Source organism: Parageobacillus sp. NEAU-HV-2, assembly GCF_059115485.1.
The window spans coordinates 305,059-321,475 of record NZ_JBXUJJ010000003.1 but is presented as its reverse complement, the minus strand read 5'-3'; the positions used below and the strand labels follow the sequence as shown (position 1 = coordinate 321,475).

Genomic DNA, 16,417 nt, shown 5'->3' with positions numbered 1-16,417 from the left:
GGATGGGGAAATATGGAGGCTATTAGCGTGTTGTCCGTTCCTCAGCTGTTAGAAAAAGCAGCAATGGAAAATCCGCACAAAGAGGCGGTTTATGACCTTCGACGCAGAATCACATATGGTGATTTGCATAAAGAAGTTCACCGCTTAGCGTCTGCGTTAGTTTCACTTGGCATCAAACAAGGGGATCGGGTCGGGGTTTGTTTGCCGAATTGGCTTGAAACGGTTCAATTATTTTTTGCCATCGCCAAAATCGGAGCCATTGCCGTCCCTTTTAATCCAAAATACAGACAGCATGAAGTAGAACATATTATGAAAAATTCCGGGATGAAAGTCGTTTTTATATGCGAGGAACTGGAGAAAAATACCGGGTTGGATCTAATTCAAGCGAAAGTGGGCAAAGTGATTACAGTTCGTTTTACAAAAGCGGGGATTGATTCCTTTGAGCAACTCATCGCCCGCTCACCAGAACAACCGTTGCCAGCTGTTGCGCTCGATTCGTATCGTGACTTATTTTGCATTTTATATACTTCAGGCACGACCGGCTCTCCAAAAGGGGTAATGATCACCCACCGCAGCGTAGTCCAATCCGGTATTGCCATTGCGAACAGTTTAAAGTGTAATGCGAACGATGTTTTTCTTATTTGCACACCAATTTTTCATATATTTGGCATGGCGTGCAACTTAATGTCGGCTGTATACAGCCAAGCGAAAATGGTACTGCAAGAAAGATACAGTCCAAAAGAAGCGTTGCAATTGATCGAAAGAGAAAAGGTGACGATCCATCACGCCGTTCCGGCTATGTTTAAGATGGAATTAAATATTCTGAATTTTGAATCATTTGATTTATCCTCCTTACGTGCGGGTATAACAGGGGCTGACGTCTGTCCGTTAGATACAGTGAAAGCCATACGCGAAAAAATGGGAATGGTGTTATGTATATCGTTCGGTACAACGGAAACCGGATCTGTCACGATTACGCCGTTTGAAGCGACAGAGGACCGAATTTTTGAGACGGTCGGCAAAGCATTGGAAGGAAACGAAGTGAAAATTGTCAACGACCGAAGAGAGGTGCTTCCTCCAGGGCAAATTGGGGAAATTGCCTGCCGGGGGTTTGGCGTTATGAAAGGGTATTATAACATGCCTAAACAGACAGCCGAAGTGCTTGACCAAGACGGTTGGTATTATACCGGGGATCTCGGGGTCATGGATGAACACGGTTATATTCAATTCGTGGGACGAAAGAAAGAGCTAATTATTCGAGGCGGATACAATATATATCCAAAAGAAATCGAAAACGTTTTACAGCAGCACCCAAGCGTTCTCGCATCTGCCGTTATTGGTTTGCCTGACCCAGTCTTAGGCGAATCTGTTTGTGCGGTTATCCAGCCTAAGGAAGGAGTTCACGTAACTGAAACAGAAATTCTTGAGTTTTTACGCCCGTTGCTAGCCGACTATAAACTTCCGAATAAGGTTGTTTTTGTTACACAATTCCCCATAACGGCAAGCGGGAAAATCCAAAAAGGAAAATTAAAAGATATGTTAAAAGATTTTTGAACATTGAGAGGGGTAAGACGATGCGTACAGATATTGTGTTGCTTGAAGGAGCACGTACGGCGTTTGCTAAATTTTGCGGTTCGTTCCGGGATATTTCGGCGACCGATTTGGGGGCGATTGCGGCACGGGAGGCGATGAAGAAGGCGAAAGTGGAGCCGGAAGAAATTCATCATGTGGTGTTTGGAAATGTGCAACAGTCTAGCCGGGACGCTCATTTGTTGGCCCGTCATGTTGGCTTAAAGGCGGGGGTACCGATCGATGTGCCGGCTGTGACAGTCAACCGTTTATGCGGGACGGGTTTAGAGGCCATTGTCATGGCGGCGAGGTTTATTTTAAGCGGAGAGGCGGAAGTGGTGCTGGCAGGAGGGACAGAAAACATGAGCCAGGTTCCGCACGTCATCCGCGGCATGCGGTGGGGAACGGCGTTAGGCAGCCCGACCGTGGAAGACTGGCTGTGGGATGGGCTGTATGATACATTTGGCGGCTGCAGCATGGCGATTACGGCGGAAAATTTGGCGAAGAAATATCATATTACCCGCGAGGAAGTCGACCGTCATGCGCTCCGAAGCCATCAGCGGGCTTTGGCGGCGATTGAGCGGAGGTATTTTCAACAAGAAATTGTTCCGGTGACCATTCAGGAGAAAAAAGGAGAAAAAGTGATTGATACGGATGAACATCCACGCCAAACGAGCATGGAACAGTTAGGAGCGCTAAAACCGCGCTTCATTGAAAACGGTGTCGTGACGGCCGGCAATGCAAGCGGGATGAACGACGGGGCGGCGGCGGTGGTCGTCGCTTCAGGAGAGTATGCGGCGAAACGAGGGTTGAAACCACTTGCCCGGCTTGTTTCTTGGGGGATCGTCGGGGTCGAACCGCAGTACATGGGAATCGGCCCTGTTCCGGCGATTCGACAAGCGTTGGAAAAAGCCAATCTGTCTATGGATGACTTAGATTTAATCGAAATTAACGAGGCGTTCTCGGCCCAATATTTAGCGTGCCAGAAGGAATTAGGGTTTGACGATGAAAAAGGCAATGTAAACGGCGGCGCTGTCGCCGTTGGCCATCCATTGGCCGCTTCGGGAACGCGGATTACGTTGACGCTTGTGTATGAGCTGGCGAGAAGAGGCAAGAAATACGGCGTTTCCTCCTTATGCATAGGCGGTGGCCAAGGAATCGCCGCGATTTGGGAGAGACTATAATCTTCCATACGAGTCGAAAACGGGCATAGCGGCGGTCTTCCCCGTTTAGCAGGGAAAACCGCCTTATTTTATTTCCACAATCGGCACGGCCGACGTCTCAAGGGCAAAATTTGCTGTACTAAAACGAGGAAGGCGTAGGAGATTTCCACCTCAACGGTTCGGTCACGTGCTATTTATGACGGATAGTGCGCGATATGTCCGAGCCGTTTCGATATATGTTGGGCGGTGCCGACCGTTTGGCGGACGAGTTCGGACAGCGACTCCATCATCTTAAACGTTGCGCCGGCCAACCCGATGGCGCCAATAATCCCGGTTCGGTCAAAAACAGGGGCGGCGACAGCCGTAAAGCCGATAAATGTCTCATCTTTATCGACAAAAAATCCATCGTTCCGAATCGTGTGTAAACGTTCCATAAATTCGCGCTCGTCAACGATCGTATTCGGTGTGTGGGCTTCTAGCGGATGTTTTTCAATGATGGCTTTCACCTCTTCTTCAGGCAAATAAGCCATGATCGTTGTCCCGAGCGCCCCGTAATGCAATACACGCCGGCGGCCGATATACGAGCGCGGCTGGAAGCTGTCGTCGCTATCGAGGCGAATTAAATATTGCAAGCTGTCTTGTTGGCGCACGGCAAATAAAACTGTATGTCCTGTTTGTGCTTGCAATTCGTGCAAAAACGGCTCCGCCTCGCGCCGCATGTCTAAGTTTTCGAGGACAATTCCCCCATATTCGAGCATTTTATAGCCGAGGCGGTACAAATTCTCCTTTTGGTCATAATGAATAAGCCCTTGTGTCTCTAGCGTCCATAGCAGGCGATAGACAGTCGCTTTCGCCAGCTTCGTTTTGGCGACGATTTCCTCAATGGAGAGGCTTGGACGTTCGAAACTAAAACAGTTTAAAATATGAACCGCTCTTTCTACTGAACGAATCGTTTCCACATTTACATTTCTCATTGCTGTGCCCCTCTGTTACTTTCTAGTCTCCGTTTTTTAAAAGTATTGTAGCATAAAGCGATAATAAATGTATACGTTTGATGAAGGAAAGGATATATACTTTTGTTATATTTAAAAAATTTTGACAAATAACAGGGTTTGTTATATATTTAAGTTGTAAAAGTGAATTATTAATTCACTATATGAATTAGAAAGGAGAAAGAACATTGGCGGACACAAAAATGAAAGCGCTTGAACGGCTGAACGAAGATTTGGAGAAAGTGTATTTAGGTCCATTATGGGAAAAGCTCGGAAAAATGGTGACGCCGGAGCCTGACCACGAAGTTGTCCCGTATTTATGGAAATGGGAGACGATCCGCAAATATTTGCTGGAAGCCGGAGAACTGCTTCGTTTAGGAAGGGAAAGCGAGCGCCGGGTTGTTTATTTGCAAAATCCGTCCTTGTTGAAGCGTGGCTTGATCGGCTACTCGACCAATACGCTTTATGTAGGAGTGCAACTGTTGTTGCCAGGTGAAGTAGCGCCTGCGCATCGCCATAGCCAATCGGCCATCCGGTTTATTATTGAAGGCGAGGGAGCCTATACAGCAGTCGATGGCGAAAGAACGTATATGGAGCGAGGAGATTTGATTTTAACTCCGGCGTGGACGTGGCATGATCACGGCCATGAAGGAACTGAACCAGTCATTTGGATGGACGGCCTCGATGTCGGATTGGTGAGAAACTTTGCTGGTTCGTTCTTTGAGCCGTATTCCGAAGATGTATTCCCTGTTACCGGCCCTCACAACGGTTCGACTTTCAAATATTCAGTGGGCGCATTGCGTCCGGTCACTGACCGGAAGCGAAAAGGATATCCTTCTCCCTTGATCGCCTATAAGTGGAAAACAACCAAACAAGTGTTGGAGAATTTGTCCAAGCTCGATCCAGATCCGTATGACGGCTATGCGGTCGATTATATTAACCCGTTGACAGGGGGATCGGCGGATTTGCGAATCGGAACAACGATGCAAAAATTACCTCCTGGCATGCACACAAAGGCGCACCGCCATGTCCATAGCGCAGTGTACCACGTCCTTGATGGGGAGGGATACACCGTTATTGATGGGGTCAAATTTGAATGGTCGAAAGGAGATTTCTTTATTTTGCCGCCTTGGAGCTGGCACGAGCATGTCAACACCGGGGAAGCCGACGCCCACCTGTTCTCGATTAACGATTTGCCGATCATGGAGCTGCTTGATCTTGAAAGGGAAGAAGCTTACAACAAAAACGGCGGCCATCAGTCCATTATCGATGTATTTCAGCCGACCTTCTGAATCTCCCACGACTCGAGTCGAGGGGTTCTTGGGTACGCATGACTTTTCGAAATGCACTCATCACGTTTCCCAAGACTTTCTCTTTTGTATTTGTAAATGTTTCGTATTGGCAGGCGCTAGTTAAGACGGAGGAGGTTATGCGGTTGAATAACAAAATGCCTAGTATGGTGCAAGAGGTGCTTCATCATGCCGTCTCCCGCTATGGAAAGAAAACAGCGATTATTGACGGTGAGAAAACGCTGTCTTTTGAGGAAGTGAACGAGCGATCTTTGCGGTTTGCCGAGCGGTTGAGCGGTTTAGGCCTTCAGAAAGGCGATGTAGTGGCGGTGCAGTTGCCAAACAGCTGGGAGTTTGCCGTGACCCATTTAGCTTTAGCACGCCTCGGAATCGTAATGGTGCCTGTGAACTTAATGTACCGGCAAAAAGAGTTATCGTTTATGTTTTCATTTGCCCATGTGAAAGCCGTCGTTACCATTGACCGCTGGAAAGGATTTAACCATGCAGAAATGATGGAATCCCTCCAGCAGATTGTCCCAACTTTAGATTATATAATCGTCGTTGGGGAAAGTAAAGGACTGCGTCAATATAGTTTTCAAACGTTGTTAAACGATAGCGGTTTGTCTTCGGCAGATAGAGAGGGGGAGAAGCCATTCCCTTCTCCGGACGATCCGATGTTGATTATGTTTACGTCCGGAACGGAGTCCGACCCAAAAGCGGTGATCCATACGTATCGGACATTTATTCCTGCCCATTTACATAATGGGCAGGAATACGGATTAACGGCTGACGATGTCATGCTTTGCTTGACGCCTATGGGCCATATGTTTTCCTTGCCGATGATTTTAATGGGCCTTTATAGTGGTGCTGCTCAAGTGATGCTATCGCAATTTTCGGTCGAGCGTGTTTTAGATGCCTTCAGTCAGCACGGAGTGACGTTTTGCGTAGCTGCGCCTGCCCATTTGATTGATATGTTAAAAGGAACGGATGAAACAAAAGAATATCCGTCAAAACTACGTCTTGTCTTAACCGGGGGAACAAAAATTCCGGTCTGGATGGTGAAATCGTTCCGGCAGCGTTTCTGTTGTGACGTTGCTGCCCAATGGGGAATGACGGAAATTGGAGCGGGATCGTTCACACGACCGAATGACGCAGCCCATCTCGCTTCAGATACGGTTGGCCGGGCGTGCCCGACGGGGGAAATTTGCATTTTTGATGAGAACCATCAGCTGCTGCCAAACGGAAAAGTAGGAGAAATCGGTTTTCGTGGTCAGTCTCTATTCAAAGGATATTATAAAAATGAAACAGCCACCCGGCAATCAATGACGGAAGATGGGTTTTTCCTCACCGGAGATTTAGGGTGGAAAGATGACGATGGTTACATTCACTACGTTAGCCGGAAAAAGGACATTATTAATCGCGGCGGATTAAAAGTGCACGCGGCGGAAATTGAGGAAGCGCTTCTTATGCATCCGCATATCCGTCAGGCCGCTGTTATTGGGATTCCAGATGAACGGCTTGGGGAACGCGGCTGTGCGATTGTCTCATTGAAAGAAGGAACAACGTTTTCATTGGAAGAAATGCAACAATACTTGCTTGAAATAGGGATGGCTAAATATAAATTGCCTGAATATTTAAAAATATTAAACGAATTGCCGACTACTGCGTCAGGAAAAGTGAGCAAGGGAGTTTTGCGGAAACAGTATGTACAGTTAGAAGTTAAATAAAGAGAGAAAGGGAGAGAACAGCCGATGAAACTGGCATTATTTAACGACTTTCAGCTCGGAGTGATTGTAGATGATGTCATTTATGAGATCGGGAGCCATTTATTTGGCCGCTTTCATCAAGGAATCGGCTTTTGCCCGATGGTTCAGCTTATTGCTGAATTTGACGCATATCGCTCGGAAATTGAAAAGAAGCTGCATGAATATCCCTCTTATGCCTTAGCGGATGTCCGGCTGCGCCAGCCGGTGAAGAAGCCGGGGAAAATTGTGGCCGCTCCCGTTAACTATGTGTCTCACCAAAAAGAAATGAAAGTGGAACATACAGCAAGGGGGCTAGGCTTTTTCTTAAAGGCGCCATCTTCGATCATTGGGCCGAACGACACAATCGTTTTGCCTGATCCGAACCGCCGTTTTGATCATGAATTAGAGTTGGCCTTTGTCATTGGAAAAACAGCGAAAAATGTCAAGGCGGAAAACGCTTACGATTATATATTCGGCTATACCGGGCTTATGGATGTGACGTTGCGTCCGGATGAAACGCACCACGAGGAACGGTGTTTGCGCAAGTCGTTTGATACGTTTACACCGATGGGGCCATGGATCGTGACAAAAGAGGAGATTGCGGATCCAAACAATATAAACATGGTGCTAACAGTAAATGACGAAGTCCGGCAACGGGTCAACACAAAGGAAATGATCTGTTCTGTCGCTGAACTCGTGGAAATTTATTCCCATATTATGACTCTTGAGCCGGGTGATGTCATTACGACAGGGACGCCGGATGGCGTCGGGCCGATTCATGACGGGGATGTTGTCAGTATGGAGATCGAGGGGATCGGGAGCTATTCCGTCCGAGTTTCCTTAGCGCCTAATGCGGCTGTATTGCGGTAAATGAGAAGGGGAAGGGAGAATGGTTCATGGAGAAAGGCTGGAAGAGGTATCACACAATATGGTTGATGCTCTTTTTAGGCTGGGTCGTTTCTTATATTGACAGGACGTTAACAGGGCCTGTCGTCACATGGATGATTGAAAATAAGGTCGAATTTTTGGCCGAATCGCCCAACCCGCACGCGCTTGGGGGATTGCTTGGCAGCCTGTTCTTTGCCGGGTACATGCTAACGCAATTTCCCGGCGGGTATTTTGGCGACAAATTTGGTTATCGCGTGATTGTCATCATTAGCATTTTGTGGGCTGGCGTGACGACGTTATTGACCGGTTTGGTCGGCGGATTGACAGTATTTATCGCGTTGCGTGTGCTTACCGGATTAGGGGAAGGCGTCTTTTATTCTAACGACCGTTCCTTGATTACCCAAGTGACGCCGCCAGAAAAAGTCGGGCTGGGAATGGGCGTTGTGCTGACCGGTCTTACGCTTGGGTTAACGATTGCGACGATTGCTACTCCATATGTTATTCAGCTGTTTCAGCCATCGATGGGGACGCATGCATGGAAAGCGCCGTTTTTGTTCATGGGGATCATTACTTTGCTCGTTGGTACGATGATGTACAAATGGATGAGACCGGCCGGCTTTACGGTCCAATCGGAGTCGTATGGCCCACCGGTAGGCAAATTGATGCAAACTTCCATTTTGTTCTTAGTCATCATCATGGCCTTGTATTATGCCACCAATGCCATGCAATTATCGCCGACAGCGATCGGCTTGGTTTTAACAGTATTGGCCGTTTTGTATATCATTTATATTTATAAAACAAAGAGCGAGGAAGTCGGACCGATCGTAAAAAGCCGCAACTTGTTGCTTTTATATCTTTCGTTTATTCCAGTTTTATGGCATTTGTGGTTTTACGGCTTCTGGTCTGTTGCCATTGTTCAAGACTTCGGGGGCGGCACGCTCGTTTCGGCGGCGCTCATCGCTTCATTTAATGCCGTTGCGGGACTGATCGGGTTTCCGCTTGGGGGAAGATTAGCCGACCGATATGCTAACACGGCCAATGGAAAACGAAATGTATTGGCGGTGTTGACGGGGCTGTTGACAATCTTCATTTTCATCTTTGCTTTTTATGTCATGTCAGGGGGCAACAATCCGGCAATCATGTCTCTTATTTTGTTTACTTCCGGGGTGTTCTTTTTCGCGCTTCAGCCGGTCAACCATGCCATTACAGCCGATTTTGCCCCGTCGAAGCATAAAGGAGCGGCGTTTGGGATGCTGAATTTGTTTTCCGAAATTGGAGCGTTATTAGCGCCGGTGATTTCGGGGGCCATGCGCGATCATTCAGGGAGCTGGGGAAGTGCGTTGTTGCTTGATGGCATTTTAATGGCAGCGAGCTTGCTGCTTGTCATCGCCGTAAAACCTGCTTTAGAAGGCAGACTAACTGCTGCAATAAACGCTAACGAAACGGATGTAAGCCATTAAAGTTGTCGAAAGGAGATATTCGCATGAAAGGGAAAACGAATCAACGGCCCGTCCTCGTGATCGGGGCGGGCCCGATAGGACTGACTGCCGCATTAGCGTTGCGCCGTTTTGACATTCCGGCGACGATCATCGAAGCGGAGCCGAAGGAGCGCATTCGTCCGGGGAGCCGCGCGATTTATTTCCATAAAGCGACGCTGAAACATTGGGAGGACATTTATCCAGGACTTGGCTTTACTTTTGCGAAGCACGGGGTCGTCTGGCCTGTCAAGCGGACGCTGTTCGGCGGCAAGGAAGTATATATAAAGCGCTATCCGGCCCCGAATCGTAATGAGCTGCCGCCGTTTACGAGCTTGCCTCAAGTGGAAGCGGAAAAATTTTTGTATGAGGCGTGCGTAGCGGCAGGGGTGGAGTTTATTTGGAATTCACCTGTCCGGCAGCTAGAGACGAATGAAAATGGGGTGATTGTAACGACGGAGTCCGGGGAAGTATGGCAAGCCGATTACGCGATTGGTGCCGATGGAGCCCGGTCTGTCGTTCGGCAGTCGCTCGGCATCGAGCTAGAGGGTCCCCGTTCCCGCGACCGTTTCGTTGTTGTTGATATCGAGGAAGACCCGTCCGCCCCGCTTCCATTAGAAAGGGTGTTTCATTATCAACATCCGGCTATGGAAGGAAGAAATGTATTGTTTGTGCCGTTTGCCGGCGGATGGCGGGTTGATTTGCAATTGTTTGCCGAAGATGACGCCCAACAGTACGGGAGCATCGAAGGGGTGCGGCAATGGATTCCAAAAGTCATGGATAAAAAATACGCTGATCGCATTACATGGGTGTCGATGTATCAGTTCCATCAAGCTGTGGCCCGTTCGTTCACCGATGAACATTGCCGCGTTGTTTTAGCGGGAGAGGCTGCCCACCTTTTTGCCCCGTTTGGAGCGCGCGGAATGAATTCCGGTGTGGCAGATGCCATCGTGGCGGTCAAGGCGATTCATGCCGCCTTCCAGGCGGGAGAGCGGTCGAAAGCAAAGCAGATCATTGCCGAAGCGGCACAAGAGAGAAAAACAGCGGCCCAATACAATCGGGACTGTGCGGGCCTTGCGTTAGAGCATATTCAAGGACGCTCCCCGATGATGAATATGAAACGGGAACTGGCTGCCTCGCTTTCTTCGATCATACCGAGTTTAGGAAAATGGCTGGATGAAGGCCCGTACGGACCGAAATCCGGACCGCCGCAATTAGCTACCAAGTATTGAGAAAGAAGGAGAAGAAGCGATGAAAAAAATCGAGTACCGTTTTCAAGTGCAATGGGGAAGACACAGATGCGGCGGGAATCGTCTTTTACCCGAATTTTTATAAATGGATGGACGAAGCTACGCACCACTTTTTTGCCGAACTCGGTTACCCGACAACGGCGCTGTTTGAACAAAAGATAGGGTTACCGATTTTGGAAGCCAAATGCCAATTTCGCTCCCCGTTATTGTTTGGCGATGAAGTCCGTGTTTGCTCAACGATCACGGAATTTCGGGATAAAGTGTTTCAAATTGTCCATGAGTTTTATAAACATGAAACGGTTGCCGCTGTCGGATATGAGACGAGAGCATGGGCATCATTTGCCGACGGAAGGCCAAAGGCCGTCCCGATTCCGGCAGAGGTGAAACGGGTGTTGGCCGAGCGGAATCCGTCCCGTTCGGCGGCGTTTCAGACGGAGTAAGAGCTAAACGGATAAAGATGAAACAGCTAGGAGGAGAACGATGGCCACGTTGTTAAATACGGAGAAGGAAATGTATGGACCGCGGACCGAGCAAGCGGTCGCCATCCTTTCCAGACTGTTAAACATGGATTGGTTTGCCAATGTAGGTACTCCCCATTATCGGAAAGAGGCAGAAGAAGCGATCCGTAAATGGATGGACAGCTTCCATTTGGAGCGTTATCATATCCGTTGGCTAGAGGAAGGGGAGCTCGTCCCTTCTTTAGCGGAGATGAACTTGGCGAAAAGCCCGTTATGGCGCTCTTTGTTTCCCATTCCGGAACGCATGAAGCAGGCGGCGGCAGCTGCAGGGAGAGAAGGATGTTTGGCCAAGCTGGCCGATGAGATTCCAGCCCATTTATTCCATGATTGTTTCGATGCGGCGTATCGTGCTTTCCATCAATACGGCACATCAGTAGTAAAAACCGCTGTCTGTTCGGTCATGTATATCGGGGGAATGGCTTGTGCCTGGGAATCTGTTGGCGATCTTGACGGATGGGAATCAAATCCGTTTCGTGCGCTGCTGCGAGTACTCGAGTACGGGCATTGGCCGTTAGGCATGGATGAAGAACAATTGTATCTGTTCTAGACGGCATATGGCCGCAAGCAAAGGGGACGACGAAGAACGTTCGTCCCCTTTGGCTTGTTTTCCGTTATGGCAAGCCTAAGAAAGCCTGGACGGCTTCAAGGCTTGGCTGTACGGGCGGCCAATGCGATAAATCAAACGGAAAATCAGAGCCTGGCAATACCCGCTCTTTGCCGACGAGATCGATCAGCAGCTGCAGCGCTCGACTGTCCCAAAGAACCGTATCGAACCAAAAGCGGCGCAAATAGTCGGTTGGCGGGGCTTGCAACGAGGCGGCCACCGGGCGCCACATTTCATATCCTTTTTGCAGCCGGCCGATTTGATAAGGGAGAAAACCGCCGCCATGGGCCAATAAAATACGAACGCGCGAGTAGCGGTCCATCCAGCCGCCCAGCAACAAATCAGTGGCGCAAATGGTCGTCTCCCAAGGGACCCCGATTAAATTCGCCATTCTCCGCCTTTGAAGGCGCGGGTCGTCGCAAAGAAGCGGATGGATAAAAAGAATGGCGCCTAACGTGTTCGCCTCTTCCCAAAACGGAATCAAAGACTCATCGGTAAGCAGCTTCTGCTGAACAGATGGGCCGATGATGGCCCCTTTTAACCCGCGCTGCATGGCCCGCCGCAGTTCCAATGCCGCTTGCTCCGGCTGATTGAGCGGCACTGTCGCCAAGGCGGACAATCGATCGGAATGCTCTGATACCCAGCGCGATAAGGCATCGTTATAGAGGTGTGACAATTCTTTGGTGATTGTTGCCTCAACGTCATATAAAAACAGTTGAGGAATCGGGGATACTAACGAATGAGAGACTCCTGACTGGTGCTGCGCCTTGAAATAGGCGTGCGGGTCGATGAATTCCTCTTTTAAACCAAATCCCCATTGATGATTGATTGTCAGCATTTTTCCATTGTCGCCCCAATGGACAGGAACATGTTTTTGCTCCACTTTGAGCCACTGCATAACTTCCGGCGGAATAAAGTGAGTATGGACATCAAAACGGCTTTCCATTGTCTCCTTCTCCCTTCTAAATCATTATGAGATGGACCGCCAAGTTTGACATTTATGACGATCGCGGCCAGTAACCTAGTTTTTCAGAAATCTCGTTCGCTGCGCGTTTTACTTTAGCAATGATCGAAGGGTCATACGGATGCAGGCGATGGACCGGTCCGATGACGCTAAGGGCGTATACGACATTTCCCGTATAATCCCGAATCGGCGCTGCGACTGAGGCGACCCCTTCGCGAAGTTCTTCAATGCTAATGGCGTACCCTTGACGGCGGATCGTACGCAATGCATCGCGCAAAACGTGCGGATCGGTAATCGTATTCAAAGTGAATCGCTCTAATCCTTGTTCGATATATGCTTCAATTGCCTGCTCCTCTTGGTATGAGAGCAACACTTTTCCCGAACTTGTACAGTGCAGCGGATTTCTCCTTCCGATATGGGAGAGCGCTTGAACAGGCTGTTGGCTTTCGACGCGGTGAATATAGACGACGCTTGGGCCGTCCAGCACAGCGATGTGCGCCGTTTCCTGCAGATCGCCAACAAGCCGTTGCAATATTGGTTGCGCTTCGCGGTTGATTTCCAAGTGGGACGTTAACACGGTATTAAGTTGCTTTGGATCGCTTTGCTCCTATCAGTTCTTTTAACAGCCGTATTAGGGATTATATTGGAAAAACTACTCATTAAGCATGTATATGGAAAAGAGCTTGAACAAGTATTATTAACTTTCGGCTTAAGCTTTATTATCGCTGATGTTGTGAAATGGATATGGGGCACAGAAATGCAAACACTTTCGGCGCCAGCCTTACTTAACGCATCCTTATCAATCGGGGATATGGTGTTCCCGCTTTATCGCTTATTTGTCGTCTTTATTGGCTGTTTATTAGCTTTACTATTATGGTACTTGGAGAGCAAAACGCGTATTGGTGCGATCATTCGTGCAGGTGTAGATGATCGTGCAATGGTTGGTGCTCTTGGTATAAATGTAGGACTCGTATTTACTGGAGTATTTGCATTTGGAGCGGCATTAGCAGGGTTGAGCGGTGTTTTGGGTGGACCGCTGATCGGAATGTATACGGGGATGGATAATGAAATTCTTGTCACTTCCCTAATTGTCGTTGTCATTGGCGGTTTAGGTTCATGGAAGGGTTCCTTCATCAGTGCCATTTTAATTGGTGTAATTGAAACATTTGGAAAGGTATGGTTCCCATCTTTATCGATGTTGACGGTGTTTCTGATCATGATGATCGTTTTAATCATTCGTCCGCAAGGATTGTTTGGAAGAGAGGTGGCATAGTGTGAAAAAGATTTTTCTCTATACTGTTCTGCTTATTCTCCTCGTTTTAGCTATGCCGCTTGTATTATCTGATTTTGGGATGAATTTGGTGACTGAAATTTATATCATGGCCATTTTTGCCATGAGTTTGGGATTGATTATGGGCTACGCAGGAATGGTGTCGCTCGGACACGCTGGTTTTTTTGGCATAGGTGCTTATACGGTTGCGATCATCGGTCAGTATGTGCCGAATACGTATTTGTTGCTTCTGATCTCCGTTGTGATTTCCGGATTGATTGCCTTAATTACCGGTGCAGTATTTATACGTACGTCTAAATTTTACTTTTTGATGATTACGCTTGCATTCGGACAATTATTGTATGTCTTATTTTGGCAGCTGAAGCCTTGGACAGGTGGAGCAGATGGGATGTCGGTCTCTGCCATCTTGAATCTCGGTTTTGGAGAGATTGTATCTCCAAATGGGTTCTATTATGTAATGGGCGCTGCCTTTATCATTTCCTATATTCTTTTGCGCCTGTTTGTAGAATCTCCGGCCGGAAAAATTACGAAGGGCATTATGGAAAATGAAGCGCGTATGAGTGCTCTCGGCCATAATGTCCGGATTTATAAATTGCTAGTTTATACGTTATCCGGATCTTTAGCAGGATTGGCCGGATCGCTCTATTCGTACTTTAATGTGTTTGTTTCACCTGATTTGTCAAGCTGGACATTTTCCGGTCAGGTGATGGTGATGGTGATTATCGGCGGAGTCGGTACTTTACTTGGGCCGGCGGTCGGGGCAGGCGTTTTTATCTATTTGCAAAACTTTATGAGTACTTATACGGAGCGCTGGCCGATGATCATGGGGGCTCTGTTGATTATCCTTGTTCTTATTGGGAAAGGCGGAATGATTCATTGGCTGCAATATGTTAAAGATATCATTTTTTTACGCAAACAAACCAATGAATCAGCTCCACAAAAACAAGTGAAGAAAGAGGAGGTAGTGAATTGAGCTTACTAAAGGTTGAAAATATCAGCAAATCATTTAAAACGCTACAAGTATTGCACAATGTTTCATTAGAAGTGAACCCTGGGGAACGCCATGTGATTATTGGACCTAATGGTGCAGGAAAAACGACGCTCTTTAATTGTATAACGAATCTCTTGCCCATTGATTCCGGGGCTATTTATTTAGACGGAAAAGACATCAGTAAACTTCCCGCCCATCATCTCGTCCATTTAGGAATGTCACGGACATTTCAAAAAAATAACTTATTTGGCGATTTAACAGTGGAGGAAAATCTTCATCTAGCGCTAGTAGCTAAGAAATCGTATCGATATAACGTTTTTTCACCGCTGGCAAATCGTTCAGATATACAAAAGGAAGCAAATGCAATTTTGGAACAATGGGAAATCTCTTCTCAACGCCATGTGAAGGTCAAAAATCTTTCCTATGGAGAACAACGATTGCTGGAAGTACTATTGGCCATGGCCAGCAATCCAAAGATTCTTTTATTAGATGAACCGACGTCCGGAATGTCCCCAGCGGAAACAGCGCAAACTTCAGAAATGATTCAAAAACTTCCTCGTTCCATCGCGCTAGTAGTGATTGAACATGATATGGAAGTCGTCTTTGCCATTGCTGATCGGATCACGGTTCTTCACCATGGGGAAGTCATATTAAGCGGGGCTCCGGAGGAGGTCAGAAACAATGAAATGGTAAAGGAAATTTACTTCGGAGGAGGCGCGAAACAACATGCTTGAGCTTCAAGATGTCCATTCCTATTACGGAACAAGCTATATTCTTCAAGGGGTGACATTTTCAGTTCCAAAGGGAAAATGTGTAGCGCTTTTGGGGCGGAATGGAGCGGGAAAAACGACAACGATTCATACCATTGCCGGTTTGCATAAATCCAAACGGGGCAGCATACGTTTTAAGGATCAACAGTTGCAATCTTTGTCTCCTCATCAAATTTCCCGTCTTGGAATCGGTTTAGTGCCGCAAGGAAGAAGGATTTTTCCGTCGCTTACTGTAAAAGAGAACTTAACGATGTCAGCGCGAAAAAGAAAAGCAAATGACGGGAGCATAAATTGGGAGCTGGAGAAAATTTATGAGTTATTTCCTGTATTAAAAGAACGGGAAAAACACTTGGGCACACAGTTATCCGGCGGACAGCAGCAAATGTTAGCGATTGGTCGGGCGCTTATGACGAATCCGGAGTTTTTGCTGATGGACGAACCATCCGAAGGACTTGCCCCGGTGATTATTGATCAAGTGGGTGAGATCGTCATTAAATTAAAAGAGACAGGACTGTCCATATTGATGGTTGAACAAAATATCGCACTTGCTTGCAAAGCGGCAGATGAGGTATTGATTATGAACAAGGGCAAGATTGTATGGCACGGTACCCCGGATCGATTAATGACGAATGAAGAAATACAACACAAATATTTAGGTGTTTAATAAAGTATGAATATGTTTAGTGTCTTGAATCGGGCGCACAGGGCAGTAAGCACCGTATTGGTGCTTGTCCATGAAAGTTTTGGGGAACATGACCGGGGGTTGCAAAATCACGCTATGCCCAAGAGCGAGGATGTCCCAAGCGGAGCGGGACATCCTTATTTATATACGTTTTAGATAACAATATCATATCGATGTTATGTTTTGTTTGAACGTAGACAACCTTTTGAGTGAGTCTCAGATTCAT

The 16,417-nt window shown here is 47.5% G+C and carries 15 protein-coding genes and 1 pseudogene; 13 read left to right on the top strand and 3 right to left on the bottom strand.

The annotated features are described in order from the left end of the window. Positions 1–12: 12 nt before the first annotated feature. Positions 13–1,554, top strand: coding sequence for a class I adenylate-forming enzyme family protein (locus AC1WMD_RS07940; protein WP_494256585.1), 1,542 nt, complete (start codon positions 13–15; stop codon positions 1,552–1,554). A 20-nt stretch (positions 1,555–1,574) separates the two neighbouring features. Then, positions 1,575–2,753: an acetyl-CoA C-acetyltransferase gene (locus AC1WMD_RS07935; protein WP_494256584.1), complete on the top strand. Its 1,179-nt coding sequence runs from the start codon at positions 1,575–1,577 to the stop codon at positions 2,751–2,753. 173 nt (positions 2,754–2,926) lie between these two features. Here AC1WMD_RS07935 and AC1WMD_RS07930 read toward each other — a convergent pair whose 3' ends face one another. Beyond that, positions 2,927–3,706, bottom strand: coding sequence for an IclR family transcriptional regulator (locus AC1WMD_RS07930; protein WP_494256582.1), 780 nt, complete (start codon positions 3,704–3,706; stop codon positions 2,927–2,929). Between the two features lie 221 nt (positions 3,707–3,927). Between AC1WMD_RS07930 and AC1WMD_RS07925 the strand changes: the two genes are divergently transcribed. The 7 genes and pseudogenes from AC1WMD_RS07925 to AC1WMD_RS07895 all read left to right on the top strand — a co-directional run bounded on the left by AC1WMD_RS07925 (position 3,928) and on the right by AC1WMD_RS07895 (position 11,436). Then, a complete protein-coding gene (locus AC1WMD_RS07925) occupies positions 3,928–5,016 on the top strand; it encodes a cupin domain-containing protein (protein WP_494256700.1) in 1,089 nt (362 codons plus the stop codon). Between the two features lie 137 nt (positions 5,017–5,153). Beyond that, complete coding sequence (locus tag AC1WMD_RS07920; RefSeq protein WP_494256581.1) at positions 5,154–6,740, top strand: class I adenylate-forming enzyme family protein; 1,587 nt, start codon at positions 5,154–5,156, stop codon at positions 6,738–6,740. A gap of 24 nt (positions 6,741–6,764) precedes the next feature. Beyond that, complete coding sequence (locus AC1WMD_RS07915; RefSeq protein ID WP_494256580.1) at positions 6,765–7,628, top strand: fumarylacetoacetate hydrolase family protein; 864 nt, start codon at positions 6,765–6,767, stop codon at positions 7,626–7,628. Positions 7,629–7,654: 26 nt separating this feature from the next. Continuing rightward, positions 7,655–9,106, top strand: coding sequence for an MFS transporter (locus AC1WMD_RS07910; protein WP_494256578.1), 1,452 nt, complete (start codon positions 7,655–7,657; stop codon positions 9,104–9,106). Positions 9,107–9,129: 23 nt separating this feature from the next. After that, positions 9,130–10,353: an FAD-dependent monooxygenase gene (locus AC1WMD_RS07905; RefSeq protein ID WP_494256576.1), complete on the top strand. Its 1,224-nt coding sequence runs from the start codon at positions 9,130–9,132 to the stop codon at positions 10,351–10,353. Between the two features lie 19 nt (positions 10,354–10,372). After that, positions 10,373–10,811, top strand: a pseudogene (locus tag AC1WMD_RS07900) (acyl-CoA thioesterase). A 40-nt stretch (positions 10,812–10,851) separates the two neighbouring features. Beyond that, positions 10,852–11,436, top strand: coding sequence for a hypothetical protein (locus AC1WMD_RS07895; RefSeq protein ID WP_494256574.1), 585 nt, complete (start codon positions 10,852–10,854; stop codon positions 11,434–11,436). 64 nt (positions 11,437–11,500) lie between these two features. Here the strand turns inward: AC1WMD_RS07895 and AC1WMD_RS07890 are convergent, their stop codons facing one another. Together AC1WMD_RS07890 and AC1WMD_RS07885 are read right to left on the bottom strand one after the other, a co-directional pair. Beyond that, the gene (locus tag AC1WMD_RS07890; RefSeq protein ID WP_494256572.1) at positions 11,501–12,439 is read right to left on the bottom strand and encodes an amidohydrolase family protein; all 939 of its coding nucleotides are present in this window, start codon (positions 12,437–12,439) and stop codon (positions 11,501–11,503) included. A gap of 52 nt (positions 12,440–12,491) precedes the next feature. Further along, on the bottom strand, positions 12,492–13,034 hold the full coding sequence (locus AC1WMD_RS07885; RefSeq protein ID WP_494256571.1) for an IclR family transcriptional regulator: 543 nt from the start codon (positions 13,032–13,034) through the stop codon (positions 12,492–12,494). Between the two features lie 66 nt (positions 13,035–13,100). Between AC1WMD_RS07885 and AC1WMD_RS07880 the strand changes: the two genes are divergently transcribed. Genes AC1WMD_RS07880 through AC1WMD_RS07865 form a run of 4 tightly spaced genes read left to right on the top strand, consistent with a single transcriptional unit; the run spans position 13,101 to position 16,173 of the window. Continuing rightward, a complete protein-coding gene (locus AC1WMD_RS07880; protein ID WP_494256569.1) occupies positions 13,101–13,730 on the top strand; it encodes a branched-chain amino acid ABC transporter permease in 630 nt (209 codons plus the stop codon). Position 13,731: 1 nt separating this feature from the next. Next, a complete protein-coding gene (locus AC1WMD_RS07875; protein WP_494256568.1) occupies positions 13,732–14,721 on the top strand; it encodes a branched-chain amino acid ABC transporter permease in 990 nt (329 codons plus the stop codon). Then, positions 14,718–15,473 (top strand): ABC transporter ATP-binding protein, encoded by a 756-nt coding sequence (locus AC1WMD_RS07870; RefSeq protein WP_494256566.1) that lies wholly within the window; start codon positions 14,718–14,720, stop codon positions 15,471–15,473. The genes AC1WMD_RS07875 and AC1WMD_RS07870 overlap by 4 nt, the downstream gene beginning before the upstream one ends. Next, a complete protein-coding gene (locus AC1WMD_RS07865) occupies positions 15,466–16,173 on the top strand; it encodes an ABC transporter ATP-binding protein (protein WP_494256564.1) in 708 nt (235 codons plus the stop codon). The genes AC1WMD_RS07870 and AC1WMD_RS07865 overlap by 8 nt, the downstream gene beginning before the upstream one ends. Positions 16,174–16,417 lie beyond the last annotated feature (244 nt).